Source organism: Cognatishimia maritima (assembly GCF_900129685.1).
GTDB lineage: Bacteria > Pseudomonadota > Alphaproteobacteria > Rhodobacterales > Rhodobacteraceae > Cognatishimia > Cognatishimia maritima.
Genome location: NZ_FQWM01000001.1, coordinates 105,684 through 130,994, shown reverse-complemented (window position 1 = coordinate 130,994; position 25,311 = coordinate 105,684). Strand labels below are relative to the sequence as shown.

The window sequence follows — 25,311 nt, the reverse complement described above, 5'->3', positions numbered from 1 at the left end:
TAATCTTACCCTCCCTTAATCCCAGTCGAGATTGGGTAGTGGCTGAGGAAACGGGCCCGCAGGATCAACACCCAAACGGCAACTGCTGTCAACTGGTGCAGAATCGCAAGCTGCCAAGGGGCGATATACAAAACTGTCATAATCCCGAGTACCGCCTGAATCGTCATAGCTGCCATGACGAGGTTGAATGCAAAGCGGGTTTTGACATGGGCAGAGGATTTGGAACGACGCCAAACAACAATGGTGAACGCCAGCAGAAGATAGGCCCAAATTCGGTGCATGAACTGCACGGTACCTGCGTTTTCAAAGAAGTTCGTCCAGACGGGTGTCATGGCAAACATGCCTTCGGGCAGGACATTCCCACCCATCATGGGCCAATCGGTAAAGCTGCGGCCTGCATCAATGCCAGCCACGAGGGCACCCAGAAGGATTTGCGCGAAACTCGCATGCAACAGCCCGGTTGAGAGAGAGAACAGCTTTGCCTCTTTGCCTCGGCGGGCCTGTAGAAGCGCGCGTTCTTCGCGGCCCAACAAAAAGATATACCAAGCAATGAAGCCCAAAATCACGAATGCCAGCCCCAGATGGGTGGCCAAACGATAAGAAGCAACATCAAGCCGGCTGCCCTCAAGCCCAGAGGACACCATCCACCAGCCAATCGCGCCTTGTAGCCCGCCCAAGGCTCCGATCAGGAACAGACGTCCTGTCCAGCCTGTTGGGATATTGCGGGTCACGGCAAAGCCAAGGAACCCAAGCGCCCAGACCAAGCCAATGGCTCGGCCAAGCTGACGATGGCCCCATTCCCACCAATAAATGGTTTTGAACTCTGCAAGACTCATGCCTTGGTTTTGCAACTGGTATTCCGGAATTTTTTTGTATTTCTCAAATTCTTCAAGCCACACCGCTTCGTTTGTCGGTGGCACTGCGCCTGTCACCGGCTTCCATTCGGTGATCGACAATCCGCTGTCTGTTAGCCGGGTCAGCCCACCCACAACAATCATCACCACAACCAGCGCAAAGAGTGTCATCAACCACAGGCGAATGCCGCGCCGCGCGCCCTTTGGGGCGGCATCTATCGCGCCTTTGCTCGGTGTTTTGCTTTGCTGCGGCTGGGAAACGTCTTCGAAAATGCTGCGCTTCTGGCTCATGGGATCGTCCTTGCAATTTAGGCGGAGACTAGGGCGCTGCCCGCTGATCTTCAAGCTTATGGAGGGTGGAAATGCCTGTGTGCGTCGGTTGGTCCGTCAGTCCTTGCGACGTAAAAGTTGGCGCAACATGCCATGCAACATCTGTACATCGGCGCGGGTCAGCGGCAGGCGCGACCACATATTGCGCAGATTGATTTTCATGCCTTCGGCTTTGGGTTCAGGGAAAAAGAAACCGGCTTCATCCAAACGCTGTTCATAGTGGCGCGCCAATGCCTCGACCTCGGCCTGATTGGCCCATTCTGTTTTGGCAAGCTCCATACGCTCAGGTTCGACTTGAACATCACCCCGCATCCATTCGTAAGCCGTTAATAAAACGCATTGCGCAAGATTAAGTGACGCATATTCAGGGTTGACCGGCACATTGATGATCGCGTTGGCATGGGCGATGTCGTCATTCTCTAACCCTGATCGTTCTGGGCCAAAAAGCACGGCAACTTTTTCACCCGCTGCGATCTTTTCGCGGGCGATTTTCATCGCGTGTTCCGGTGTCATTACGGGCTTGGTTAGGTCGCGAGCCCGTGCCGTGGTCGCAAAGACATAGGTGCAATCGCCAATGCTGTCGGCGACAGAGTCACAAATCTGCGCCTCGTCCAGCAAACGCCCTGCCCCCGAAGACATCGCGACGGCCTTTTGGTTCGGCCACCCATCCCGCGGGTTTACAATCCGCATCCGGTCCAGCCCAAAATTCCACATGGCACGCGCGGCCCCGCCGATATTTTCACCCATTTGCGGGCGCACCAGAACAATCGCAGGCTGGGGATGAGGGCTTGGCATGAGGGTCTCCGACTGAATTCAGCGGCTCATACCGATAGCGTGCTTGCAAAACAAGTCATCTCGCAGTTTACTTGCATTTAACAAGTAAAATAGGAGGGCGGCATGGCCTATGATGAAGGGCATCTGGCATTGCTTCGAGATGACCTGGTGGACGAACCTGGTATCGTGGAGAAGAAAATGTTCGGCGGCATCTGCTTTATGTTGAACGGCAATATGCTCTGTGGCGTCCACAAAGGTGGCGGCATGTTTCGGGTCGGCAAAGATTTGGAAGCAGAGGCCCTTGCCATTGAAGGGGCGAGCGAAATGGCCTTTACCAAACGCCCTATGCCCGGGTTCATCGACGCCAACGAAGATTTGTTCGAAGACGACGCGCGGCGACAGCAGATGCTTGCGCTTGCCAAAGCCTATGTTGGCGCCATGCCCTCGAAGTGACGCTTGGTGATGGTCAAGACGCGCGATCCGCGTTATAGCAGCGCAAAAGACGTTCCGGGAAATGCACCATGTCCGACATCGAGCAACCACAGATTTACCTGATCACACCGCCAGAATTTGAACTCAGCACCTTCCCGACGGAATTGGCGCGGGTCTTGGACGCCGTTGACGTCGCCTGTGTGCGCGTCGCCATGGCCACACGTGATGAGGACCGCCTAAGTCGCGCAGCCGACGCTGTGCGCGAAGTTTGTTATCCTCGCGACATTGCCTTGGTGATTTCAGAGCATGTTTTGTTGGCAGAACGTTTGGGTCTGGATGGCGTGCATTTGACCGATGGCTCTCGTTCTGTCCGCAAGATCCGCAAGGATTTAGGCGATGACGCGATTGTTGGCAGCTACTGCGGTGCTTCGCGCCATGACGGCATGAACGCAGGCGAAATGGGCGCAGACTATGTGTGTTTCGGCCCGGTCGCAGAGACCCCGCTTGGGGATGGCACCATCGCGGAGCACGAGTTGTTTGAATGGTGGTCGCAGATGATCGAAGTGCCTGTGGTCGCCGAAGGCGCGCTGCATGAAGACACAATCCGCAAGCTGGCCCCCGTGACGGACTTCTTTGCCATTGGCGAAGAAATCTGGCGCGAGGACGATCCGTTGGCGCGCCTTCAGCAGTTCATCGCGGCGATGAAATGATCGTAGGGTGGGGTTTCACTCCACCGACGCGCAGTTTTTTGGTGGGGTAAACCCAACCCTACAAAAACACCCGCTCAATCACCCAATATGCACCAATAAAGGCAATTAAGGCTGAGGCCGGATTGCTGATATAGCTGCGATACCATGGCTTCTTGCCGAAGTTGTAGCCGACCACCAGATAGGCGATGGCGATCACGGTCAGTTGACCCAGTTCGACACCAACATTGAAGCCCAAAAGCGCCGGAATGAATTGTTCGGTTGGCAGACCAAAATCGCCAAGCACCGAGGCAAAACCAAGCCCGTGCAACAGCCCGAACAGGAACACCACATAGGGACGCCAGCGGCTTAGCCCGTTGGACAGAATGTTTTCGACACCGACATAAACAATCGACGCAGCAATGATCGGCTCGACAATATGCCCTGGAAGATTGACGTAACCAAGCGCCCCAAGGGCCAGCGTGACAGTATGCGCCGCCGTAAAGGCCGTGACCTGCCAAAGCAATGACCCCCAGCGCAGCGACAAGAAAAACAGCCCGAGCACAAAAAGGATGTGATCCAACCCCTTGGGCAGGATGTGATCAAAACCAACCGGAATGTAAGAAACAAAGCCCTCCATCGGTGTCATGCCCATTCCGCCTATCAGGCTGATTGGCCCGGTGCTGTCACCGCCGCTGATGAAACCTGTGAACGGATCGTCCACACCAAACTGCCTGATCACCAGCGGCCCCATACCGTCGCCCCAAGCAAAGGAAACACTGTCTGCACGTGAGGGCAGCTCTGCTATGAAAGAGGCTATGCTCTGGCGACCTACCCCCGGAACACTTTCACTGGGGGTCTCAATGCTGAGAAACTGAAGCGGGATTTGAGCCCCACCGACAAACAGAGAGATGTCGTTTAGGAAGGCATCACTCTCCGTCGCAAAGAGCGCCTCAATGTCCGGGCCGGGCCGCGCAAGCAGGGCATCGTATTCTTCTGCTTTTGCAGAGGCATCCGTGTCCGTCACCTCATCCAAATCGATTTCTGTTAGGATAGCCTCGGCATTCAGGCGCAGTTCAAGCGAAAGCACTTGACCCGCCACTTCAAAGTTCGCGACGGTTGGATTCAACTCGTGCGCCGAGACCACACCAGCAAAATGCCAAAGTGCCGCGATTGACATCACCAAATAGCGCGCCACCATAGACCTAAAGATTATTGGAAAATTAAACATGCGCCGTCCCCTAATACTCACAGTACCAATACTTTTGGCTCTTATGGCCGCCAAATCATTGTTTGCCCATGAGTTTTGGATCGAACCTAGATCTTTTCAAGCTGAAAAGGGTGAAATCTTGCAGGCGCATCTGGTGAATGGCCAAAACTTCAACGGTGGCGCACTGAGTTGGTTTGAATATCGCATTGAACGGACAGAGTTCTCTCTTGGTGATGACGTTTTTCAAATCACAGGCCGCGATGGCGACCAACCCGCGCTGAGGATGACCCCCGAAGGCGAGGGATTGTTGAAGGTAATACATCAGACCAAACCGTCAAAACTGACCTACCAAGACCCGGAAAAGTTTCAGGCCTTTGTGTCTCATAAAGACCTCGACACTACTGCCCTGCCCGACCCCACTTATCCGCTGATCGAAGGCTATACGCGTTATGCCAAATCTCTTCTCGCCGTTGGGACAGGCGACGGTGCAGATAGCAACAGCGGGCTGTTGACCGAATTCGTTGCCCTGAAAAACCCCTACCGTGATGACATATCCGGTGGGCTGCCTCTTAGGCTGATGTATAAAGGACAGCCGCGGGCCAATGCGCAGGTCGAGGTGTTTGAGCGCGCGCCAGACGACACCGTTGACATCAAGCTGTACAGAACTGACCAAAACGGCGAGGTCACCCTGCCGGTCAAACCCGGCTATGACTACCTGATTGATGCGGTCGTGCTGCGGCGTCCAACCTCAGCCATTGCCACGGAGCAAGGCTGGCATTGGGAAAGCCTCTGGGCCTCATTGACTTTTGGCGTCCCTGAATAGCGGGGGCCTCTTGTCTTAGCCCCGCTTTCCCGCCACAAGCAGGGCATGACCAAATCACACGATATTCTTTGCATCGGCTCTGTCCTTTGGGACATCATCGGCCGATCTTCGGTTCACATGCGGCAAGGCAGCGATGTGGCCGGACGCATCACGCGTATCCCCGGTGGGGTTGCGATGAACATCGCGATGACGCTGTCCCGTTTTGGCCTGCAGCCGTCGCTTCTGACAGCCATTGGCCGCGACACGCAGGGCGATGAATTGATCGAAGCCTGCGAAGAACTGGGCGTTGACACGGCCTATGTCTATCGCTCTGACGACTTGCCCACCGACCGCTACATGGCCGTCGAAGGCGCCAATGGGTTGATCGCGGCCATTGCCGACGCCCATTCGCTTGAGGCCGCAGGCAGCAAGATCCTGCGCGCGCTGAACGATGGCACCTTGGGTAGCGAAAGCGCCCCCTATGAAGGCTTCATTGCGCTGGATGGCAACCTCACGCAGCGGCTTTTGGAAAAGATCGCGGTCAGCGATGCCTTCGCCAAAGCTGACCTGCGCGTTGCACCGGCAAGTCCTGGCAAGGCCGAACGGCTGTTGCCGTTCCTCGTGCATGACCGGGCCACGCTTTATGTGAACCTCGAAGAAGCGGGATTGCTTTGCCAGAAAGAATTCACGTCATCTGAAGCCGCAGCAGCCGGTCTTTTGGATCGCGGCGCGCGGCGTGCTTTGGTCACGGACGGCGGCAATAGCGCAAGCGACGCAACGGCAGATGGCGTCATCACGATGGCACCGCCTTCGGTCATGGTCACCCGTGTGACCGGTGCTGGCGACACCTTTATGGCCGCTCATATCGCCGCTGAGAAAGAAGGCAGCAACCGCGAAGAAAGCCTGCAACGTGCCCTGCGCGCAGCTGCGACCTATGTGTCCGGAGGAAGCCCGAAATGACACTGTTTGTGATGTCCCCAGAAGTTGCAGCCGCCAAGGACGCAGGCACGCCCATCGTGGCGCTGGAAAGCACCATCATCACCCATGGTATGCCCTACCCGCAAAACGTCGAGGTCGCACGTCAGGTCGAAGCCACGGTGCGCGAAAGCGGAGCAACGCCAGCAACAATCGCTGTACTGAACGGCACGCTGCACATTGGTCTGGATGATGCACAATTAAACGCGCTGGCGACAGCTAAAGACGTGATGAAGGTCTCGCGTGCTGATATGCCGGTCTGCATGGCTACAGGCCGCACAGGCGCGACAACAGTTGCCGCCACTATGATCGGCGCGCATCTTGCGGGCATCTCGGTTTTTGCGACGGGCGGAATCGGCGGCGTGCACAAAGGTGCGGAGACCAGTTTTGATATTTCCGCTGACCTGACCGAACTTGCGGCAACGCCGGTTACCGTTGTGGCTGCCGGGGCCAAAGCGATCCTTGATCTGCCCAAAACGCTTGAGGTGCTGGAAACCCAGGGCGTGCCAGTGATTGCCTATGGGCAAGACAGCTTCCCGGCGTTCTGGTCTCAGACGTCAGAATTGGCCGCCCCATTGCGGCTCGATACAGCGGCTGAAATTGCCGCGAGCCACGCCATGCGCGCGCGTATGGGTCTGCCCGGCGGGCAGCTGGTTGCAAACCCAATTCCCAAAGAGGCGGAAATTTCTGCTGACCAACTCGCCCCCATCATTGCGCAGGCGACAGCCGAGGCAGAGGCTCAAGGGATCACCGGCAAAGGCGTCACGCCTTTCCTCCTCGGTCGCATTCTTGAACTGACAGATGGGAAGTCGCTTGAGGCAAATATCGCCTTGGTTTTAAACAATGCCCGCCTTGCCGCTGCCATTGCCACGGAGTTGGTGAACCACAAGTCTTAACGCCCCGTATTTGCCGCGATATTGAAGCGGTATAGTATAGGGCATATCTAGCCAACATGAACTGGGCCAAAGATGACAACACCATTTGACGAGACCTCACATCCGGCCAAGCCGGGTTTCCTTTCTAGGATGCGCTCCTCGTTTCTGACGGGTTTGGTTGTCATTGCGCCTGTGGCTTTCACGCTGTGGCTGATCTGGACATTCATTGGCTGGGTCGACAGCTTTGTGCTGCCGTTTGTGCCAGAATTCTACCAGCCCGATAACCTTGTGCGCTATGTGATCGGCCCAGAGCGCTACAACGCATGGATCGGCGAAGGAAACGCCATCAACATACGTGGCGTGGGCGTGGTCTTCTTCCTGCTGTTCACCATCTTCATTGGTTGGATCGCTAAGGGTCTGCTTGGTAAGTCCATGATCCGCTACGCGGAAAACCTTGTGGACCGTATGCCCGTCGTGCGGTCGATCTATTCGGGCGTCAAACAGATTGCTGAAACGGTGTTTGCGCAGTCCGAGCGCAGCTTTGAAAAAGCCTGCCTCGTGCAATATCCGCGCAAGGGTATTTGGGCGGTTGGGTTTATCTCGACCAATGCCAAGGGCGAAATCAATGAACGGCCAGAGACCGAAGAACCGCTTTTGTCGATCTTTGTCCCGACGACGCCGAACCCAACGTCAGGCTTCCTGCTATTTTTCCCAAAAAGCGATGTGATCGAACTGGATATGTCGGTTGAAGACGCTGCAAAACTGGTGATTTCGGCAGGGCTTGTTTACCCGAACTCCAAAGACCCCAGCAAACCAGCTGCTTTGCCGGTCGACAAACCGTCCGAGGCTGCCGAATAAGCGACCGTTAGCTATACATTCGCTGCAGGTCGATGGTGTTGCCCTGCCCCAATTGCGCCTTGTGTTGGGCGATAAAACCTTCTGCCGCCGCCTGACCGGCTGCTTTCAAACGCGCTAGGATGGACGGCACCGCCACCATCTTGGTCGCCACCGACAAGTCATTCATCAGATCATCATCAGAGATCATGTGAATATAGACATCTTTCATCTCCCCCTCTGCGATCGCGCCTGCCTTGATCAGACGTTTGGCAAAGGAAATTGCACGCAACTCACTCATCAATGAGGCATTAAAGCTGATCTCATTCATGCGCGATTGTATCTGCTGCGGAGAGGTTGGCGTTTCGCTGCGTTCAATGGGATTGATATTCACAATCACAATGTCATCCGGTAGCGCCTGATCAAAGAGCGGCCAAAGCGCCGGGTTGCCCGTATAGCCGCCATCCCAAAACGCATCTCGCCGCCCGGTTTTCGGGTCATCGATTTCAACCGCCTGAAACAGCGTTGGCAGACACGCAGAGGCAAGGATCACCTCGGTGCTGATCTCATCCCGCGTGAATACTCTCGCCTTGCCGGTGCGCACATTCGTGGCGCAAACAAACAAACGCGGCCCGTCATCGGCGCAAACCTTATCGTAATGGAACTTTTCAGCAATCGACTTCAAAGGGTGGCTATAAAACGGCCCGTAGCTATAGGGCGACATCATCCGGCTTGCCATATCCGCCATCATAAAAGGCAGCGAATATTCCAGTGTCTTGGAAATAGCGCCCGCGCTCCATGGCCCCATCCACTGCATCGCCGCAGGCCCCGACAAAGCGCCCATACGGCCCCAAAGCCAGTCAAGATTGACACGCGCGGCGTCCCTGCCGCCTTCCAGCAGGCCGGCCTTCAATGCCGCACCATTCAGTGCCCCTGCCGAGGTCCCTGAAATCGCGGCAATCTCGATATCTGGGTCTTGCAGCAGAACATCCAATACTCCCCAGGTGAAAGCCCCATGTGCGCCGCCGCCCTGCAGCGCGAGGTTAATGCGAACCAAATCGTTCCCCTTTCACCTTTGCAAAAATACTCTGGGGAGTTTGAGGGGCAACGCCCCTCATCTCGTTTCACGCTCTACGCGTTAGAGTGCTGTCCAGCCGCCATCGACGCTGATTGTTGTTCCGGTGATCTGTGCCGCCGCGTCCGAGCAGAGGAAAACGGTTGTGCCGCCCATTTGCTCTACCGTCGCGAATTCCTTGGAAGGCTGTCGTTTCAACATCACGTTTTTCACAACGTCTTCGCGCGACATGTTGTATTCCTTCATCGTGTCGGGGATCTGCGCCTCAACAAGCGGTGTCAAAACATAGCCCGGACAGATCGCGTTACATGTGATCGGTTCCTCGGCTGTCTCCAGTGCGACGGTCTTGGTCATGCCAACAACGCCGTGTTTGGCGGCAATATAAGCCGCTTTATAAGGCGAGGCCGTCAGACCATGGGCCGAGGCGATATTCACAATCCGGCCCCAGCCGCGTTCGCGCATCGATGGCAAAGCAGCCGCCATGGTGTGGAAGGCAGAGTTCATGTTGATGGCTATGATTGCATCCCATTTCTCGACCGGAAATTGATCAATTGGTGCTACATGCTGAATGCCTGCGTTGTTCACCAAAATATCGCAGCCACCCGCCTTCTCGATCAATGCGCGGCATTCATCGCCCTTGGACATATCGGCCTTGATGTAGCGCGCAGTGACGCCAAACTCTTCGGCGATCTGCGCCGCCAATGCATGATCTTCGTCGCGGTCCGTAAAAGAATTCAGGACGACATCCGCCCCCGCCTTCGCCAGTTCACGCGCAATTCCCAAACCGATCCCGGAATTTGAACCGGTGATAATGGCTGTCTTACCCTGCAATGTCATTTGATATCCTCTATCCCTCAACGCCGTTGTGCATAGCATATCATGCTGCAATCGCAGCATAAGGGGAAAATGCGCCGCGGGTAGTCCTACGGGGTCACAACTGCGTGGATGTCATGCAAATCGCGTCTGCCAAAAAAAACGCCCGCACAAGGCGGGCGTATAGTTATTGAGGCAGGTTTCATACAGGCAAGAAACCTATCGAGCAGTGACATCTTTATAAGCAATCTCGCGCCGAGAGTCCAAGCTAAAAGTTTGATAAGGCAGGAATCCCCCGCTACGCTGACGACAATAATCAAAGGCACAGAGGGATTGTTCGGCAGATGGCACTGACTCGCTTCCGCAGTTTTATACAGAAAAGCGCCGCGATGACGCTTATTTTCATGGGCGCAACGGCGATGGCCGAACCCAAACACGGGATCGCCATGTACGGCGAACCCGCTTTACCGGCAGATTACAGCGCACTGCCCTACGCAAACCCCGATGCACCCAAAGGTGGTCGAATCGCGACCGGCAATAATGGCGGATTCGATTCGCTTAATCCTTTCGTGCGCAAGGGCAAAGTCCCGTGGCAGCTACGCTTTTTCGCTTACGAAAGTTTGATGGGGCGCAATCGAGACGAACCTTTCGCCCTTTATGGTCTGCTGGCAGAAACAATCGAAACCGGTCCGAATCGCGAATGGGTTGAATTCACCCTGCGACCTGAGGCTAAATTCTGGGACGGCACCCCTGTCACAGTCGAAGACGTCATTTGGTCTTATGAAACCCTCGGAACCGAGGGGCATCCGCGCTATCACGGGTTCTGGAACAAGATCGAAACCATAGAACAAACCGGCGAACATTCGGTGCGGATGACATTTAATGTCGAGGACCGCGAACTCGCCCTGATTGCGGGGCTACGCCCAATCCTGAAGAAGGCGCAATGGGACGGAATGGACATCAATGACAGCACCTTGCAACAGGTGCCCATGGGGACCTCGCCCTATATGGTCACCGATTTTGAGGCCAACCGCTATGTCGTCCTGACTCGCAATCCGGATTATTGGGGCAAGGACGTGCCCTTCCGCAAAGGCACCCATAACTTTGATGAAATCCGCATCGAATTCTTCGGCGACGCAGGTGTCTTGAACGAGGCCTTCAAAGCCGGGGAAATCAGTTTTCTTCGCGAATTCAACGCCGAGAAATGGGAAACAAATTACGACTTTCCGCGCGCGCAATCGGGCGACGTAGTCAAAAGCGAATTCACCCATGAAAAACCCTCTGGCATGACCGGTCTGGTGATGAACACCCGCCGTGCACCTCTGGATGACATTCGGGTGCGCGAGGCGTTGCTCCAGGCGTTCAACTTCGAGTTCATCAACGACACAATCACCGGTGGTCGTCAGCCGCGCATTACCTCCTATTTCAGCAACTCTGTGCTGGGCATGGACCATGGACGCGCCAAAGGCAAAGTGGCTGAGTTCCTTGAACCCTATGCGGCCTCACTGCCTGAAGGCGCAATCGAAGGATATAGCTTGCCGGTCGCAGACGGCACCACGCGCAACCGCGCCAATATCGTAAAAGCGGCTGGCCTGCTTTCTGACGCCGGATTTACCATCGAAGACGGCGTGCTGAAAAACCAAGAAGGTGAGCCGCTGGAATTCAACATTGTGCTGCGTCAGGGGGACACCGAGACCCAAACCGTGGTCGACATCTATAAAGAGGCGCTAGACCGCCTTGGCGTAACCGTTCAGATCGATGTTCTGGATGGCCCGCAATACACCGAACGCACCAATGCCTATGATTTTGACCTGGCGTGGTTCCGTCGCGGCCTGTCGCTAAGCCCCGGAAACGAACAGTACCTCTATTGGGGCAGCGAATACGCGGATCGGGAAAGCGCGCGCAACTGGATGGGCGTGAAATCCCCGGCAATTGACGGGTTGATCGACACGATGCTGACCTCTGAAAGCCAAGAAGATTTTATCGCGGCCACAAAGGCGCTGGATCGGACCTTGATGGCCGGGCGCTATGTCATCCCCTTCTGGAACTACGCGGTTGGCCGCATTGCCCATATCAAAGAAATGCGCTACCCGAAGAAAACGCCGATCTACGGCGAAGGCTATTGGATGACCCCGGAAACTTGGTGGTATGAGGAATAAGATGAAAGCAGTTGCACTTTCCCTGATTTTTTGCGCCGCATTGGCGGGCTGCGCAACCGTCGAAGGCGTTGGCGAAGATATCTCTGGCGGCGCGCGGCGCGTGTCGAGTTGGTTTTAACCCAAGCACAAATAATCAAGAAACCAGAGGCGCTTCGGCGCCTCTTTTTATGTGTTGCTTTAAGGTCTTTTTGTCAGGCGCAACCATATCCCCTCTTTACTACGCACCGTCAGATGGGCGACGGGAACTGGGTCTTTGTCTTCAACCGCCTCAACCTTGAAATTGCGCAGGATCATCGACAAGATCAATGGCCCTTCGACCATCGCAAACCCTGCCCCTGTGCACACCCGAGGCCCAGCAGAAAACGGCATAAAGGCCTCGCGCATGCATTGCTTGCCGTTCTCAGACTGCCAACGGCTGGGATCAAACCCATCCGGGTTGTCCCACAACCGTTCATGGCGATGCAGATGCCAGGGTGACAGCACCATCTGGCTGCCTGCGCGTATGTCCCGCTTACGAAAACGTTCCGGGCACTGGTTTTCGCGGACCATCATTGGCACGGGCGGATATAGCCGCAGGCTTTCGCGAAACACATCGCGGCTAAGTTTCAGCTGCGCCATCACCGAAAAATCCGGCGCCTGCAGCGCCTGCGCTTCTTCTGCGAGGCGTTCCTGCCACCCTGGGTAAATCGCCACGAGGTATAACGTCCAAGCCAAAGCCGAAGCGCTGGTTTCATGGCCAGCGAGGAAAAAAATCGCAACCTGATCAATCATTTCCTCAGCTGTAAAGGTTTCTCCTGTCTCAGGATCGACCGTTGTCATGATCTTGGTCGCCAGATCATCCGGCGTGGTTCCGGCTTTGATCTCTGCCATGCGCGCCTGCGTCAGCTGCGAAATCAGCGCCCGGATTGACGCCGCCGCCGCCTTGGTCTTGCGCCCAAAAAAGCGCGGCACCCAATATGGCAGCGGCACGAAGGCTGCGATGTTTAAAATGGGCTGGCTGCGCTGATAGGCGCGGAACTCGGAAAAGACCTGACTGGCAATCTCATGTTCGATTGGAATGGAAAACAGCGTTCGAAAGATCACATCCGCTGCGACATGGCTGGTTTCTTCTTCGATTTCGATGTCTTCACCAGTGCGCAATGTCAGGCGCGCAACTGCCGCCTCTGCCGCCGCCCACATGGCCGGAAAAGTATCTTTTAACCGCCCCCCTTCAAAAGCCGGGTCTATGATCCGGCGCTGCCGCTTCCAGGTGTCGCCATTTGTCAAAAAGACCGAATTTCCAAGCAAAGGGCGCAGCCCTTCTGAGACCCGCCCAGACTTTGGGAAGTCATCCGGACGATCCTTCAACACGGTTTTCACCAGATCGGGCTGGTTCAACAGGTAGGATCGAAAGAACGGCGTCTTAAACTCAGCCATCCACGCGCGGTAAAGCCGTTCAGGTTGTGCTGATAAAAGATCACGCCGAAACAGCCGTGCATACCGCCAAAGCGAGACATTGTTAGGCCGCGAAGCCGGTTTTGGCGGGCGCTTTGTCATGGCGACACCGAGGTGAATTTATTCACCGGCGTTTCGATCCGCGAGGCCGATGGCGCGCGGCCTTCAAAGCGCGCGCCAAGCGTACGTGGCCCCGCGGTGATTTGAAAATAATCATAGGCTCCGGGACGATCAAAGGCGCAAAGGTATTGAAAATGCAGGCGAAAAAACCGCCAACGCAACTCTTGCCAGCGTTCCGGGCTTAATGTTTGGGTGAAAGCTGCTGACAAAACCAGTGGCCAGAGTTTGCCCTGATTTGGCGCCACCCCGCTGACGCTGACCGGATCACAAAGCGCAAAGGCGCAGCCATCTCCGGGCGCTGTGACATCAACCCAGTCGAGTTCTTCTCTTTGGCACAAATACCTTAGATCCGCCCTTAATCGATGCGCTTCCGGTAGAAAAGAAACCATCGGTACGACCTGCCCCAGCGACAAGAAACTAAGCTGTGGACCCTTTGGCGATGTTTTCCCAGACCGGATCAATTCCGCCAGCACAGACACCGCCAAATGCGCGCCGGAACTGTGGCCCACCACAAGCACCTCATCCACATCTGACCGGAGCGCCTTGGAAATGGCTTCAGTGAATTCCTGCAACCGCGCGTCCAATTCTGGCGGGTTGGCTCCTCGGGTAGAGGCCGAGTACGCATAGTCGTGCATCAAATAGTAGGCAAAGAACTTGCTGTCTTGTTTCTTAAACCAGCCCAGCAACATTGGCACCACGGCTAGCGCTGCCAAGCCAACCCACCACGGCAAAACCAGAGCGATCAACCACCCCATTCCATAGGCCGCAAACAGCGACAGGATCAGTTGGACCAGTAGGAAAAGCACCGGATAAAGCGCAGCGATGACTGGCCCCTTGCGTAACCTCATCAATCGCCAAAGCGCGCCGCTTTGAATGTAGCACCATGCGGTGCGGACTAGTTGTTGGTACGTCGCCAGAATGCCGACATCCATGCTGTCACGTACGATATCGGACCAGACGAGCACCTCGACATCGCTTTCCGTGGCGACACCTTCGATCTTTGCCGTAACCGACCAGCCAAAGTTGCCCTGGCGCTGCTTCGGCCTCAAGGCAATTTCGTATCCGGAAATCAAGGCCTGCGCGGCAGCTTCCTTGCGATAGAGCTCGCGATAGCGACGCGGAGGAATCGGGTCATAGCCGGGGATGTAGAACACCCGACGCTTGCGCACGGTTCTGAAAGCACGCTTTGGCGCTGTTTCGGGCATCTGCTCGGCCACTCTTGTCTCTGGCGTATCCCCTGCACGCCAGTTCACAGACAGATTAGCGCCTTAGCCCAGTACCGCCAAGGCCGGGAATGTCTCTAGCAGCCAGTAAGAGAAGGCCGAGAACCCGCCGGTGATCATCATCAACCCAATGGTCCACAGCAGCAGCCCCATCACGCGTTCAATCCGCTCCATATGGCGTTTCATCCAGCCCATCATGCCCGTCAGACGCGGCAAGAAAGCCGCGACCAGAAGGAACGGTATACCCAGCCCAGCGGCATAAACTGCCAGCAACAGCGTGCCGCGTGTCACAGAGGCCTCGGTTGCCGCCATGGACAAGATCGCCCCCAGTTGCGGCCCGATGCAAGGCGTCCAACCAAAAGCAAAGGCTAGCCCCAGAACGTAGGCCCCAAAGGCACTGCCGCCCCGGTCTCCGACATCAATGCGCGCCTCGCGGTTCAGAAACCCAATCCGGTAGACGCCCACAAAATGCGCGCCAAAGATCATCACAAGACCACCCGCAAGGTAGTTAAACCATTGCTGATATTCCAGAAACAGCGTCCCAATGGCCGAGGCCGTGAACCCCAGAAACAGGAATACCGTCGACAGCCCCATAACAAAAAACACCGCGGGCAATATCGCCTTGTTCTGCGCCTTGCCCTCAGACAGATCGGTGACAGAAACGCCACTCATATACGCCAGATAAGGCGGCACAATCGGTAAAACGCACGGGCTGAGAAACGAGATAAACCCCGCCATCAGTGCGATGACCATGGCCGGCAGCAAAGCGGCGTCGATGATGTCTATTCCAAACATATGCTTCACATAGGCGATCTTGGGCCAGCCGTCACGAGGCATAAGGGCACACGTGTTATCACAAGCCTGTGGACTTGTTGAAACATCACAGCTAATTGGCAGCTATGACGGATTTGCCTGAAATCGATGCATTGGGGTTGCTGTGCCCCCTGCCCGTTTTGAAGCTGCGCAAGCGCATGATGCCGCTTGGCGGTGGTGAACGGATTATTCTGATCGCTGATGACCCGGCTTCCATCGTGGATGTGCCGCATTTTTGCAATGAACAGGGCCACCGCCTGATCGAACGTAAAGAACACGCTGGCGCGATTTATTTCACTGTCGAAAAAGGCTGATCCAAATGAAAACGCCGGGTCAGGAACCCGGCGCTTTAGTTTTATTTGATTGACCACCAACCGCGTCGTTTCGGCTTGGCAGGTTCATCTGCCTTTGCCGCTTCGGGTTTGGGTGCCTCGGCTGCTGGCTCTACTGCAACCTCTGGCTCGGCTTCTTTCTCAAGCACCTGAACGTCGCCCGCGTCTTCGCTGGCTGCGGCAACAACCTCTGCTGGTTTGTCGGCGGTTGGCTCTGCTTCGACAGCTTCGGCCAAAGTTTCCGCTGCGGGCGTTTCTGCTGGGGTCTCAGCAGGTGCGTTTTCCTTTGCGGCATCGTCAGCCACTGGTGCATCAGCCTTGGGCGCGTCGTCCTTTTTCTTGGACTTGCTGGAAGACCGGCTGCGGCGTGTGCGTTTTGGCTTTTCTTCTGTCTTGGCTTCCGCCTCAGCAGCTTCGCCTTCCTGAGTTCCTTCAGCCACCTCGTTCGGGGCGCTTTCTACAGCCTCATCAGATTTGGGGTCTTCAGGCTGCGCAGACTGTTCCGCGTTGTCATCAGACTTTTCATCGTTGTCCTGCGACTGATCATCGTTCTGATAATCGCCCGTTTTGGACTTGCTGCGCCGACGCCGGCGGCGGCGACGTTTCTTTGGCTTGGTCTCGTCCTCAGATGTCGCTTCTTCCGTCGGCGTTTCCTCAACGATTTCGGCATCTTCGATGTCGTTATCGATCTGATCCATAAGGTTTGTATCAACCGATACAACGGCTGCACTTGGCTCTGGCACAACACGTGTCGCCGTTTTGAACTTCTCAATCGAGAAATCAGGCGAAACCAGATGCGGGTCAGCTTCAACACGCACCGACAGACCATAGCGGGCCTCGATCTGTGCGATATGCTCGCGCTTTTGGTTCATCAGATAGTTGGCAATCGCCACCGGTACTTTGACCAAAACCTCACGAGAGCGACGGCGCGTGCCTTCTTCTTCGATCTGGCGCAGGATGTTCAGGGCAAGGTTGTCGTCAGAGCGGATCAAGCCCGTGCCGTGACACGCCGGACATGGCTGTGTCGTCGCCTCGATCATACCCGGACGCAGACGCTGACGGGACATTTCCAACAAGCCAAAGCCCGAAATGCGACCCACTTGAATGCGCGCGCGGTCCGTTTTCAGCTTGTCTTTCAGACGCTTTTCAACCGCCAGGTTGTTCTTGCGCTCGTCCATGTCGATGAAATCGATCACGATCAGACCCGCAAGGTCACGCAGGCGCAATTGGCGTGCCACTTCTTCGGCGGCTTCCAAGTTGGTCTTGGTTGCGGTCTCTTCGATGGAGCTTTCCTTGGTCGCCCGACCAGAGTTCACATCAATCGCCACCAGCGCCTCGGTCACGCCAATCACAATGTAGCCGCCGGATTTCAACTGCACGGTCGGGTTGAACATGCCACCAAGGTAGCTTTCCACCTGATAACGCGCGAGCAAAGGCAGCGAGTCCTGATAGTTTTTCACGTTCTTGGCGTGGGACGGCATGATCATTTTCATGAAGTCCTTGGCGATGCGGTAACCGCGTTCACCTTCGACCAGAACCTCGTCAATCTCGCGTGAATAAAGGTCGCGGATCGACCGTTTGATCAGGTCGCCCTCTTCGTAGATCTTCGCTGGCGCTGTGGATTTCAGCGTCAGTTCGCGGATTTGTTCCCACAGACGTTGCAGGTATTCATAGTCGCGCTTGATCTCGGATTTGGTGCGTTTCGCCCCGGCCGTTCGAATAATCAGACCTGCGCCCGACGGCACGTCGATCTCATTCGCGATTTCTTTCAGCTTCTTGCGGTCCGCGACATTGGTGATTTTGCGGCTGATACCGCCACCGCGTGCGGTGTTTGGCATCAGAACACAGTAGCGGCCTGCAAGGCTTAGATATGTGGTCAGCGCGGCGCCTTTGTTGCCGCGTTCTTCTTTAACGACCTGCACCAGAAGGATCTGACGAACCTTGATCACTTCCTGAATTTTGTAGCGTCGCGGACGAGGCTTGCGGGGCGGACGGATATCGTCGCTGTCATCATCATCGGCGACAGATTCGATGGTCTCGTCTTTTTCGCTGGCCTTAGACCGTTTGCGCGGCTTGGCGTCATCTTCTTCTGCGCCAGCAGCCGGGTCTTCTTCGGCGGCGTCCTCATCGTCATTCGCAGCTGGGGCTGCATCCTTGACGGTTTCATCACCCGTCTCAGGGTCCTGAGTGGCTACGGCGTCTTTCTCATCGCCGTCGGACTTCGCAGCCATGGTTTTGCCTGGCTTGTCGTCATCTGCTTCATCTGAAGCGTCGGCAGTATCCGTCGTTTTTTCAGAGACGATCTCCGCCGCAGAGTCCTCTGCAGGTGTGTCGACCTGTTCGGTCGCCTCGATAGGTGCAGCGTCATCTGCCACAGCAGGCTCTGCGACTGGCGCAGGGTCGCTTGCAACGGCAGCCGTGTCTTCGATCAGCGCAGGCGCATCGTCCTGAGGGGCATTGCCATCCTCAAGGTCAATGGTTTCCATGCCTTCGATTTGATCGGTTGCTGGCTCAGCAGTCTGATCAACAGTTGGCGTTGCCTCTGCCTTTTTGGTCCGGGTCTTGGAGCGCGAACGACGCGCCCGTTTTGGCTTGGGCTTTTCGTCCTCTTCATCACGCGCTTTCTGTGCTTCAGCGTAGGCGCGTTCTTCTTCCATCAGGGCTTCGCGGTCCGCGACCGGGATCTGATAGTAGTCAGGATGAATTTCCGAAAAAGCGAGGAAGCCATGGCGGTTGCCGCCATAGTCTACAAAGGCCGCCTGCAGAGACGGTTCAACCCGTGTGACTTTTGCTAGATAGATATTGCCAGCAAGCTGGCGTTTGTTTTCGGATTCAAAGTCAAATTCCTCAACCTTGTTTCCGTCGACCACCACAACGCGGGTTTCTTCCGCGTGGGTGGCATCGATGAGCATTTTCTTAGCCATGTTTTCCGTGTGCACCCACGCGAATGCTGCGCGCGCCGGGGTGTCAATCCGGGCGGAACGTTGCTTTGCGGGGAGTGTCTAGTCGTGGCAATGTAAGTCGCGCGGCCAAGAGGGCCGCTGGCGGCCTCTGCTCGGTCTGTATATGTCAGCGCGCGCTTCATCGCGGTTCTTCTCCGACGCCTACTGGCGCCAATTACATACCCGTCGCGATGTCGCGGTCCGGGCGGTTCTTTTGCACCTTGGCGTTACCAAGGGGCATAATCGGTCTGGTTGAAATCCGGGCGCTTCAGCGTCCTTCGCGGCCTTCAACCAGCGAAACTCATGCGGTGCGTCAAATTACGCAATCCATCACCCCTACATAAGGGCAGGCCTGTGGAAAACACAATGGGTAATCGTCATCAAGCTACAATCAAGACGTCAATGCCGGATTAATGACCCCCAGGTCTCGCGCCGCTTCCCATAGGGTTTGCGCCATTTTCTGACCCAGATTTGGCAAGGGTTTCCCAATGGGGCGCAAATCCGGGATTTGATAGGTCAAACACCCTGCCCGTATCGCCGAGGTGGTGCCTGTATCACTGTCTTCAAAGGCGACGCAGTCCTTTGGATCAACACCCAACCCCTTCGCGGCCTCTCGATACGGAGCCGGATCGGGCTTATTGGCGCTGACTTCATCGCCCGCTTTGATAAGTTCAAAATAGTCAATGATGCCGGCTTTGGTCAGTTTCGATCGGGCAGAAGCGCCATGTGTCGACGTCACGAGGGCCATGCGCGCGCCCTGCGACTTCAACGCGTCCAACACTTCTTTTGCATATGGTCTCAGCGGAACATGCTTTGCGACAAGGGCATCGTACTCCAGCCGCCAATTTGCTTCAAAAGCTGAAACATCAATATGCGGAGGCAAGAAGGTCTCTAGCCGACGAGACGTCTCGGCCACGCTTGTCCCGATCAGATCCAGATAAAACGCCTCTGCTGCTGATGCATCGATCCCTTCACGCGCGGCCAATGTGACAAGCGGCACCATAAAGAGACGCTCTGTATCAAGCAGGAGTCCATCCATATCAAAGAGATACGCGGCGTAAGATGTCATGGGAAACTCCGTAAATTCATATAGGAGCGGGTTAACACCTTGGATGTAAACATCCCATGACCACCACGATCACCTGTCATGTCACTACATTGCAGTGGCTATAGATAATCGGCGCGCTGCAGGCCGTATTTCGCCATTTTCTCGTTCAAGGTCCGGCGCGGCAGACAGAGTTCTTCCATAACAGAGGCGATGGAGCCACGATGACGCCGCATGGTATTGTCGATCAGCATGCGTTCAAAAGCTTCGACGTATTCTTTCAGCGGCTTGCCCTCGGTCGTCATCACGGGTTGCATTTCCTCGTGATCGTTCATCAAGAGCGAGGCGATGGTCCCGCCGCCCCGGCGCGATTGCAGCACCGCGCGTTCGGCGAGGTTGATCAACTGCCGCACATTGCCGGGCCAAGGCGCTTGCAACAATTGCGCCGCTTCCTGCGCGGACACTTGCGGCGCGTCACAGCCGTATTCATCGGCAAACTGTTCCGCATGGCGGGTGAACAGCGTTAGGATGTCTTCGCCCCGTTGACGCAGCGGCGGCACGGTAATGCGCAGTGCGGCAAGGCGGTAAAACAGATCAGACCGCAGCGCGTCTTCGCAGGTGCGGTTCTGCTCCTGCAAATTACAGATCGCCACAATCCGAGTTTCAGCGGGTGTGCCCTGATCGTTGATCACACTCAGAAGCCGCGCCTGCAGGGTATCAGACAGCGCTTCGATATCTTCCAGAACCAAGGTACCACCGCGCGCCTCTTCGATGGCGGGCAGTTGTGTGTCCTCGGGCATCATTGGCCCAAAAAGGCGTTTCGTCAGGGCGTCTTCTTCTAGGGCTGAACAGCTGACCAGAACGAATTTCTTCCCGGCCCGGCTGCCAACAGCGTGTAACGCATGGGCAACCAGGGTTTTCCCAGTACCGGTTTCGCCATCAATCAACACGTGGCCGTCGGCTTGACCCAGGTCGAGGATATCCTCTTTCAAACGCGATACGACGGGCGAGGACCCAATCAGCTTTTTCATCAACTGAGAGCCGTCAGACAGCTCTTTGCGCAGAATACGGTTGTCCAATGTCAAACGCCGCGCATTGGCCGCTTTTTTGGCAAGCTGGCTCATCCGGTCGGGGTTGAAAGGCTTTTCAAGGAAGTCAAACGCGCCGACACGCATGGCTTCTACCGCCATGGGAACATCGCCATGGCCGGTGATCATAATCACTGGCAGGGCGCTGTCAGACCCCATCAGCTTTTTCAAAAACTGCATGCCGTCCATACCCGGCATCTTGATGTCAGAAATCACAATGCCCGGATATTCCGGCCCCAGAACCTTCAGTGCCTCCTCGGCACTGGCGAAGGTTTCGGTGTCATATCCCGAAAGCGCCAACCATTGGCTAATGGACTGACGCATGTCTTTCTCGTCATCCACGATCGCGATTTTCATTGCCTGAGCCATACATTCTCTCCGCGTTATTCCGCAGCTTCAATCTCACCTGTTAAGATAGGAAGCTGCATTTCAAATACAGCCCCCCGCCCCTGACCGTTTCTGGCGGTTAGTCGACCGCCTAGGTCGTTCACGATCCCAGAGGAAATGGCAAGCCCCAGCCCAACCCCGTCGCCCGGCTGCTTGGTGGTGTAGAAGGGTTCAAACAGGCTATCGAGATCTTCGATCCCCGGCCCATTGTCGCGCACCGTCAGGGTCGCGGTTTCACCCGCGGCCAGCAACACCTCGATCTCAGGCTCGTCTTCGCCCTTAGTGGCGTCCAAAGCATTGCGCAATAGGTTGACCATGACCTGCTCAATCCGCACCTGATCGCCCATCACAAGCACCGGATCATCGGGTACGATACGGCTGATCTTGACCTGCCGTTGCCGCAATTGCGGTTCCATCATCGAGAGCGCAGACCCCAAAGCTTGCCCAAGTTCTACAGGGCGAAAGTCCTCTCCGCCTTTGCGGGCATAGCTTTTCAACTGCTTGGTGATGGCCCCCATCCGTTCGATCAAATCGTCGATCCGGGTGAAGGAGGTCAGGGCCTCTTCAGGGCGGTTGCGACGCACCAGCAACCGCGCACCCGCGAGGTATGTTTTCATCGCCGCCAAAGGTTGGTTCAGCTCGTGCGAAACGGCCGCTGACATCTCGCCCAGAGCGGCCAGTTTCGAACTCTGCGCGAGGCTTTGTTCGGCCACTTCAAGGCTTGCCTGCATGCGTTCCCGCTCGGCAATTTCCCGCTGCAACCGGGTATTCAATGCGCGAAGGCTTGCCGACTCTCGCTGAAACAAGGCCATGCGCAAGGCGTTCTTTCGACTAAGAAAATAGAACGCCAGCGCCAATAGGATTGCGAATCCCATGATCTCGAGCGCAAGGACGGCATTCACGCGCTCACGTACATTGGTGTAGGCGGTAAAACTGGCGATTTGCCAGCCACGAAATGGAATGCGCGCCTCTTTGCGCATCACCGCCTCGCCTTGCAAATAGGCATCAGCTGACAGCGCTGTCCAATCGGATGTCGCCTGAATGGCGCGCTCAATGGCCCCTTGCGGCGGTTGACGCACAAGGGCCGCATCTTCGGTCAGGCCGCGCCAACGTGGCTCTGTTGCCAAGATGATCGTCCCTTCTGAGTCCGTCACCAGAACCGCATCGGAAATCCCAGCCCAGGCGCGTTCAAATTTCTGCAGGTCGACCTCAACCACAATGACCCCAAGCGGGACATTCAGGTCATCCATTTTGCGCGAATAGGTAAAAGTGTAACCCGCGCTGTCTCGCGGCTCGACCGTGAAAACCGTCGCGTTAGAGCGCATCGCCTCAACGAAATGGGCGGATTGACGGTGGCTTTCGCCCAATCGATTGCGATCGGTCGCCGCCACCGTGCGGGCATCGGCATCCAAAAGGACCAAGGACGCCGCGCCAATTTCTTCGACAAAAGAAATCAAGCGTGCGGTGGATTGGCTATAGTCGCCGGTTTCCAGCGCTCGGATCAATTCTGGATCACGTGCCAAAAGTTGCGGCACGATGGCGCTGCGGCGCAGTTCCGATAGTAGGTTGCCGGAATAGAGCGCCAGCCGCAGTTCAGCCCGGTTGCTGGTGTTTTGCGTGAAACGATCTGTCAAAAGCGAGTTTGTGACCCAGATCACCGTACCTGCAATCACGCAAAGCACAAGGAGGGCCGCGCGCACCCGCCAAGAGACCGTGCGCAATCGATTTGTTGATCCAGTAGTCACGTTTTCCCCGCTCATGGGGTCAGGGTACGCCGCTCTTGCGGCGCACTCAAGTCAGGCAGACACGACCTGCTCTACCAATGCGCTAAACATTGCCGTTCCGTCGGTGCCGCCATGGCCGGAATCCGCCGCGCGTTCCGGGTGCGGCATCATGCCAAGCACACGTTTGTTGGCCGACAGAACACCTGCGATATCCGCAACCGACCCGTTGGGGTTGTCGGTGTACGTGAAGGCGATACGGTCTTCACCTTTCAGGCGCGCAAGTACGTCTTCATCAGCGAAATAGTTGCCATCATGGTGCGCGATTGGAATATCGATCACATCGCCTTTGGCATAGCCTGCGGTAAAGGCGGTCTCTGTTGTTTCTACTTTCAGACCAATGGTGCGGCAGATGTATTTCAAGCCTGCATTGCGACGCAGTGCGCCAGGCAAAAGACCGGTTTCCGTCAGGATCTGAAAACCGTTGCAAACGCCCAAAGCAAACCCACCGGCCTCGGCATGTTTTACAACAGCGCGGCAGATTGGGGAATTGGCGGCAATCGCGCCACAGCGCAGATAGTCGCCATAGGAAAAGCCACCTGGCACGCCGACGATGTCAACGCCTTCTGGCAGCGCGGTTTCCTTGTGCCAGACCATGCTGACCTCTGCGCCTGCCCGTTCAAAGGCCACCGCAAGGTCGCGGTCACAGTTGGACCCCGGAAAAACGACAACCGCTGCCTTCATCAGTTCAGCTCCACGCGGTAGCTTTCGATCACGGTGTTCGCCAACAGCTTTTCGCACATGTCTGTCACGGTCGCCTCGGTGGTGCCCTCTGCCAGATCAAGTTCGATCACTTTGCCCTGACGCACGCCCTCAACGCCGTCAAACCCCAAAGAGCCGAGTGCGTGACGCACCGCTTCGCCCTGTGGGTCCAGAACACCGTTTTTCAGCATCACATAGACACGTGCTTTCATGTCGTTTTTCTCCAGCTCGGTATAGAAGCCCAGTCCCCGGCTTCATCTTTCCAAAAATACTCAAACGCCCCACCAGCGGCAGGGCGATCTCTTAGTTGATCAGGGTCGGTTTGGTGATGGGCGTCGCGTTCTTTGGCAGAACACCCAAACGGCGCGCGACCTCTGAATAGGCATCGGTCAGATTGCCCAGATCGCGGCGGAAGACGTCTTTGTCCAGCTTGCGACCAGTTTCGATATCCCACAGGCGGCAGCTGTCTGGAGAAATCTCATCCGCAACCACAAGACGTTGGAAATCGCCATCATAGACGCGGCCGATCTCGATCTTGAAGTCGATCAGCTTGATGCCAACGCCATACATCACACCAGACAGGAAATCATTCACGCGCAAAGCGATGCTTAGAATATCTTCCATGTCCTGCGGGCTGGCCCAGCCAAAGGCAGCAATATATTCTTCTGGCACCAGCGGATCGCCAAGCGCGTCGTCTTTGTAGCTATATTCCACAACAGGACGCGACAATTGCGTGCCTTCTTCCAGTCCCAGACGCTTGGCCATCGACCCTGCGGCAAAATTGCGCACGATGACTTCCAGCGGAATGATCTCGCATGAACGCACAAGCTGTTCACGCATGTTCAGGCGCTTCAGAAAGTGCGTCGGTACACCAATCTGACCCAGTCCCAGCATGAAAAACTCGCTCAGGCGGTTGTTCAGCACGCCTTTGCCGTCGATCACGTCTTTCTTCTCGGCGTTGAACGCGGTCGCGTCATCCTTGAAGTATTGCACGATTGTGCCTGGCTCTGGGCCTTCATAAAGGACCTTGGCTTTACCTTCGTAGATTTTCTTTCCGCGTGCCATGAGAGAACTTTCTAGATGGGCAGGAACCGACTCCCCGCTTCTTGGCGCCCTCTTAATCCATGCATTGAAATGTCGCAAGATAAGCTTACCCCTTGCGACATCTGCGCGATCTGCGCATATCATTAAGGAAACGCGTTAAATTCCAAGAGGTAGGCCATGAACACGTTTGACGATCGCGAAAAGAGCTTTGAAGCAAAATTCGCACATGATGAAGAAATGAACTTTAAAGCAGAGGCACGAGCAAACAAATTGCTTGGCCTTTGGGCCGCAGAGCTGATGGGCAAAACAGGCGATGATGCCGCTGCCTATGCAAAATCTGTCATCGTGGCTGACTTTGAAGAAGCTGGCGACGAAGACGTGATCCGCAAGGTCACGGCTGACCTTGAGGGCAAAGTGCCATCTGACACCATCCGCGCCAAACGCCGCGAATGCTTGCTGCAAGCCAAAGGTCAATTGGCGGCTGATCCAAACGCGTAATCCCTTTACGGATGCGTGACCTCGGTCACCTGTTGCAAAAACACCCACAAAGCGAGCGGAATATGTGTCGCATGCCGCTCGTT

The 25,311-nt window shown here is 56.0% G+C and carries 25 protein-coding genes; 10 read left to right on the top strand and 15 right to left on the bottom strand.

The genetic code is table 11. The features are described from left to right. Positions 1-5 precede the first annotated feature (5 nt). Both ctaA and BUA39_RS00635 read right to left on the bottom strand, forming a co-directional pair. Entirely contained in the window at positions 6-1,145 is a 1,140-nt protein-coding gene (gene ctaA, locus BUA39_RS00640; protein ID WP_072789457.1) for a heme A synthase, read from the bottom strand. 96 nt (positions 1,146-1,241) lie between these two features. Beyond that, entirely contained in the window at positions 1,242-1,979 is a 738-nt protein-coding gene (locus BUA39_RS00635; RefSeq protein ID WP_072789454.1) for an RNA methyltransferase, read from the bottom strand. Positions 1,980-2,081: 102 nt separating this feature from the next. On the opposite strand from BUA39_RS00635, the gene BUA39_RS00630 reads away from it, so the two are divergent. Both BUA39_RS00630 and BUA39_RS00625 read left to right on the top strand, forming a co-directional pair. Continuing rightward, positions 2,082-2,411, top strand: coding sequence for a TfoX/Sxy family protein (locus tag BUA39_RS00630; protein ID WP_072789451.1), 330 nt, complete (start codon positions 2,082-2,084; stop codon positions 2,409-2,411). 68 nt (positions 2,412-2,479) lie between these two features. Continuing rightward, complete coding sequence (locus BUA39_RS00625) at positions 2,480-3,100, top strand: thiamine phosphate synthase (protein WP_072789447.1); 621 nt, start codon at positions 2,480-2,482, stop codon at positions 3,098-3,100. 58 nt (positions 3,101-3,158) lie between these two features. Here the strand turns inward: BUA39_RS00625 and BUA39_RS00620 are convergent, their stop codons facing one another. After that, on the bottom strand, positions 3,159-4,307 hold the full coding sequence (locus tag BUA39_RS00620) for a HupE/UreJ family protein (protein ID WP_072789444.1): 1,149 nt from the start codon (positions 4,305-4,307) through the stop codon (positions 3,159-3,161). On the opposite strand from BUA39_RS00620, the gene BUA39_RS00615 reads away from it, so the two are divergent. From BUA39_RS00615 to BUA39_RS00600, 4 genes are all read left to right on the top strand, one after another. Beyond that, complete coding sequence (locus BUA39_RS00615; RefSeq protein ID WP_072789441.1) at positions 4,306-5,109, top strand: DUF4198 domain-containing protein; 804 nt, start codon at positions 4,306-4,308, stop codon at positions 5,107-5,109. The two genes, BUA39_RS00620 and BUA39_RS00615, sit on opposite strands and share 2 nt — an antisense overlap. A 45-nt stretch (positions 5,110-5,154) precedes the next feature. Then, positions 5,155-6,048 (top strand): PfkB family carbohydrate kinase, encoded by an 894-nt coding sequence (locus BUA39_RS00610; RefSeq protein ID WP_072789438.1) that lies wholly within the window; start codon positions 5,155-5,157, stop codon positions 6,046-6,048. Continuing rightward, the gene (locus tag BUA39_RS00605; protein ID WP_072789435.1) at positions 6,045-6,959 is read left to right on the top strand and encodes a pseudouridine-5'-phosphate glycosidase; all 915 of its coding nucleotides are present in this window, start codon (positions 6,045-6,047) and stop codon (positions 6,957-6,959) included. Before BUA39_RS00610 ends, BUA39_RS00605 begins: the two co-directional genes overlap by 4 nt. Before the next feature lie 72 nt (positions 6,960-7,031). Beyond that, complete coding sequence (locus BUA39_RS00600; protein ID WP_072789432.1) at positions 7,032-7,796, top strand: DUF502 domain-containing protein; 765 nt, start codon at positions 7,032-7,034, stop codon at positions 7,794-7,796. Positions 7,797-7,803: 7 nt separating this feature from the next. Here the strand turns inward: BUA39_RS00600 and BUA39_RS00595 are convergent, their stop codons facing one another. Beyond that, positions 7,804-8,829 (bottom strand): patatin-like phospholipase family protein, encoded by a 1,026-nt coding sequence (locus BUA39_RS00595; RefSeq protein WP_072789429.1) that lies wholly within the window; start codon positions 8,827-8,829, stop codon positions 7,804-7,806. Positions 8,830-8,910: 81 nt separating this feature from the next. After that, the gene (locus BUA39_RS00590) at positions 8,911-9,684 is read right to left on the bottom strand and encodes a 3-hydroxybutyrate dehydrogenase (protein ID WP_072789425.1); all 774 of its coding nucleotides are present in this window, start codon (positions 9,682-9,684) and stop codon (positions 8,911-8,913) included. 320 nt (positions 9,685-10,004) lie between these two features. Here BUA39_RS00590 and BUA39_RS00585 point away from each other — a divergent pair, with 320 nt between their 5' ends. Then, on the top strand, positions 10,005-11,819 hold the full coding sequence (locus BUA39_RS00585; protein ID WP_423219922.1) for an extracellular solute-binding protein: 1,815 nt from the start codon (positions 10,005-10,007) through the stop codon (positions 11,817-11,819). Between the two features lies 1 nt (position 11,820). Further along, on the top strand, positions 11,821-11,937 hold the full coding sequence (locus tag BUA39_RS16630) for an entericidin EcnA/B family protein (RefSeq protein WP_110721798.1): 117 nt from the start codon (positions 11,821-11,823) through the stop codon (positions 11,935-11,937). 59 nt (positions 11,938-11,996) lie between these two features. Here BUA39_RS16630 and BUA39_RS00580 read toward each other — a convergent pair whose 3' ends face one another. From BUA39_RS00580 to BUA39_RS00570, 3 genes are all read right to left on the bottom strand, one after another. After that, complete coding sequence (locus tag BUA39_RS00580) at positions 11,997-13,355, bottom strand: cytochrome P450 (protein ID WP_072789422.1); 1,359 nt, start codon at positions 13,353-13,355, stop codon at positions 11,997-11,999. Continuing rightward, entirely contained in the window at positions 13,352-14,578 is a 1,227-nt protein-coding gene (locus BUA39_RS00575; RefSeq protein WP_072789418.1) for a hypothetical protein, read from the bottom strand. The genes BUA39_RS00580 and BUA39_RS00575 overlap by 4 nt, the downstream gene beginning before the upstream one ends. 63 nt (positions 14,579-14,641) lie before the next feature. Further along, positions 14,642-15,391 carry a cytochrome c biogenesis CcdA family protein gene (locus BUA39_RS00570; RefSeq protein WP_072791624.1) on the bottom strand — a complete coding sequence of 250 codons (750 nt, stop codon included), beginning with the start codon at positions 15,389-15,391 and terminating at the stop codon, positions 14,642-14,644. A 104-nt stretch (positions 15,392-15,495) separates the two neighbouring features. Between BUA39_RS00570 and BUA39_RS00565 the strand changes: the two genes are divergently transcribed. Beyond that, positions 15,496-15,723: a sulfurtransferase TusA family protein gene (locus tag BUA39_RS00565; RefSeq protein ID WP_072789415.1), complete on the top strand. Its 228-nt coding sequence runs from the start codon at positions 15,496-15,498 to the stop codon at positions 15,721-15,723. A 41-nt stretch (positions 15,724-15,764) separates the two neighbouring features. On the opposite strand, the gene BUA39_RS00560 is transcribed toward BUA39_RS00565, so the two are convergent. From BUA39_RS00560 to purC, 7 genes are all read right to left on the bottom strand, one after another. Then, entirely contained in the window at positions 15,765-18,665 is a 2,901-nt protein-coding gene (locus tag BUA39_RS00560; protein WP_072789412.1) for an Rne/Rng family ribonuclease, read from the bottom strand. A 409-nt stretch (positions 18,666-19,074) separates the two neighbouring features. Beyond that, positions 19,075-19,752, bottom strand: a complete 678-nt coding sequence (locus BUA39_RS00555; RefSeq protein ID WP_072789409.1) for an HAD family hydrolase — start codon at positions 19,750-19,752, stop codon at positions 19,075-19,077. Positions 19,753-19,850: 98 nt separating this feature from the next. Further along, positions 19,851-21,185 (bottom strand): sigma-54-dependent transcriptional regulator, encoded by a 1,335-nt coding sequence (locus BUA39_RS00550; protein ID WP_072789406.1) that lies wholly within the window; start codon positions 21,183-21,185, stop codon positions 19,851-19,853. Between the two features lie 14 nt (positions 21,186-21,199). Next, positions 21,200-22,963 (bottom strand): sensor histidine kinase, encoded by a 1,764-nt coding sequence (locus BUA39_RS00545; protein WP_072789403.1) that lies wholly within the window; start codon positions 22,961-22,963, stop codon positions 21,200-21,202. 36 nt (positions 22,964-22,999) lie between these two features. Next, complete coding sequence (gene purQ, locus BUA39_RS00540; protein ID WP_072789400.1) at positions 23,000-23,668, bottom strand: phosphoribosylformylglycinamidine synthase subunit PurQ; 669 nt, start codon at positions 23,666-23,668, stop codon at positions 23,000-23,002. Continuing rightward, a complete protein-coding gene (purS, locus tag BUA39_RS00535) occupies positions 23,668-23,898 on the bottom strand; it encodes a phosphoribosylformylglycinamidine synthase subunit PurS (protein WP_072789397.1) in 231 nt (76 codons plus the stop codon). Before purS ends, purQ begins: the two co-directional genes overlap by 1 nt. Positions 23,899-23,989: 91 nt before the next feature. Continuing rightward, a complete protein-coding gene (gene purC, locus BUA39_RS00530; RefSeq protein WP_072789394.1) occupies positions 23,990-24,751 on the bottom strand; it encodes a phosphoribosylaminoimidazolesuccinocarboxamide synthase in 762 nt (253 codons plus the stop codon). A gap of 156 nt (positions 24,752-24,907) precedes the next feature. Here purC and BUA39_RS00525 point away from each other — a divergent pair, with 156 nt between their 5' ends. Then, a complete protein-coding gene (locus BUA39_RS00525; protein ID WP_072789390.1) occupies positions 24,908-25,228 on the top strand; it encodes a DUF1476 domain-containing protein in 321 nt (106 codons plus the stop codon). Positions 25,229-25,311 lie beyond the last annotated feature (83 nt).

Bases quoted from the DNA above. Each gene is read 5' to 3' on its own strand.
- BUA39_RS00575 (WP_072789418.1), bottom strand. From the start codon at position 14,578: ATGCCCGAAACAGCGCCAAAGCGTGCTTTCAGAACCGTGCGCAAGCGT.
- BUA39_RS00525 (WP_072789390.1), top strand. From the start codon at position 24,908: ATGAACACGTTTGACGATCGCGAAAAGAGCTTTGAAGCAAAATTCGCA.
- BUA39_RS00630 (WP_072789451.1), top strand. From the start codon at position 2,082: ATGGCCTATGATGAAGGGCATCTGGCATTGCTTCGAGATGACCTGGTG.
- BUA39_RS00565 (WP_072789415.1), top strand. From the start codon at position 15,496: ATGACGGATTTGCCTGAAATCGATGCATTGGGGTTGCTGTGCCCCCTG.
- BUA39_RS00600 (WP_072789432.1), top strand. From the start codon at position 7,032: ATGACAACACCATTTGACGAGACCTCACATCCGGCCAAGCCGGGTTTC.
- BUA39_RS00605 (WP_072789435.1), top strand. From the start codon at position 6,045: ATGACACTGTTTGTGATGTCCCCAGAAGTTGCAGCCGCCAAGGACGCA.
- BUA39_RS00550 (WP_072789406.1), bottom strand. From the start codon at position 21,185: ATGGCTCAGGCAATGAAAATCGCGATCGTGGATGACGAGAAAGACATG.
- BUA39_RS00610 (WP_072789438.1), top strand. From the start codon at position 5,155: ATGACCAAATCACACGATATTCTTTGCATCGGCTCTGTCCTTTGGGAC.
- BUA39_RS00560 (WP_072789412.1), bottom strand. From the start codon at position 18,665: ATGGCTAAGAAAATGCTCATCGATGCCACCCACGCGGAAGAAACCCGC.
- BUA39_RS00580 (WP_072789422.1), bottom strand. From the start codon at position 13,355: ATGACAAAGCGCCCGCCAAAACCGGCTTCGCGGCCTAACAATGTCTCG.
- BUA39_RS00545 (WP_072789403.1), bottom strand. From the start codon at position 22,963: ATGAGCGGGGAAAACGTGACTACTGGATCAACAAATCGATTGCGCACG.
- purS (WP_072789397.1), bottom strand. From the start codon at position 23,898: ATGAAAGCACGTGTCTATGTGATGCTGAAAAACGGTGTTCTGGACCCA.
- BUA39_RS00635 (WP_072789454.1), bottom strand. From the start codon at position 1,979: ATGCCAAGCCCTCATCCCCAGCCTGCGATTGTTCTGGTGCGCCCGCAA.
- BUA39_RS00570 (WP_072791624.1), bottom strand. From the start codon at position 15,391: ATGTTTGGAATAGACATCATCGACGCCGCTTTGCTGCCGGCCATGGTC.
- BUA39_RS00620 (WP_072789444.1), bottom strand. From the start codon at position 4,307: ATGTTTAATTTTCCAATAATCTTTAGGTCTATGGTGGCGCGCTATTTG.
- BUA39_RS00590 (WP_072789425.1), bottom strand. From the start codon at position 9,684: ATGACATTGCAGGGTAAGACAGCCATTATCACCGGTTCAAATTCCGGG.
- purQ (WP_072789400.1), bottom strand. From the start codon at position 23,668: ATGAAGGCAGCGGTTGTCGTTTTTCCGGGGTCCAACTGTGACCGCGAC.
- BUA39_RS16630 (WP_110721798.1), top strand. From the start codon at position 11,821: ATGAAAGCAGTTGCACTTTCCCTGATTTTTTGCGCCGCATTGGCGGGC.
- BUA39_RS00585 (WP_423219922.1), top strand. From the start codon at position 10,005: ATGGCACTGACTCGCTTCCGCAGTTTTATACAGAAAAGCGCCGCGATG.
- BUA39_RS00555 (WP_072789409.1), bottom strand. From the start codon at position 19,752: ATGACATCTTACGCCGCGTATCTCTTTGATATGGATGGACTCCTGCTT.
- purC (WP_072789394.1), bottom strand. From the start codon at position 24,751: ATGGCACGCGGAAAGAAAATCTACGAAGGTAAAGCCAAGGTCCTTTAT.
- BUA39_RS00625 (WP_072789447.1), top strand. From the start codon at position 2,480: ATGTCCGACATCGAGCAACCACAGATTTACCTGATCACACCGCCAGAA.
- ctaA (WP_072789457.1), bottom strand. From the start codon at position 1,145: ATGAGCCAGAAGCGCAGCATTTTCGAAGACGTTTCCCAGCCGCAGCAA.
- BUA39_RS00615 (WP_072789441.1), top strand. From the start codon at position 4,306: ATGCGCCGTCCCCTAATACTCACAGTACCAATACTTTTGGCTCTTATG.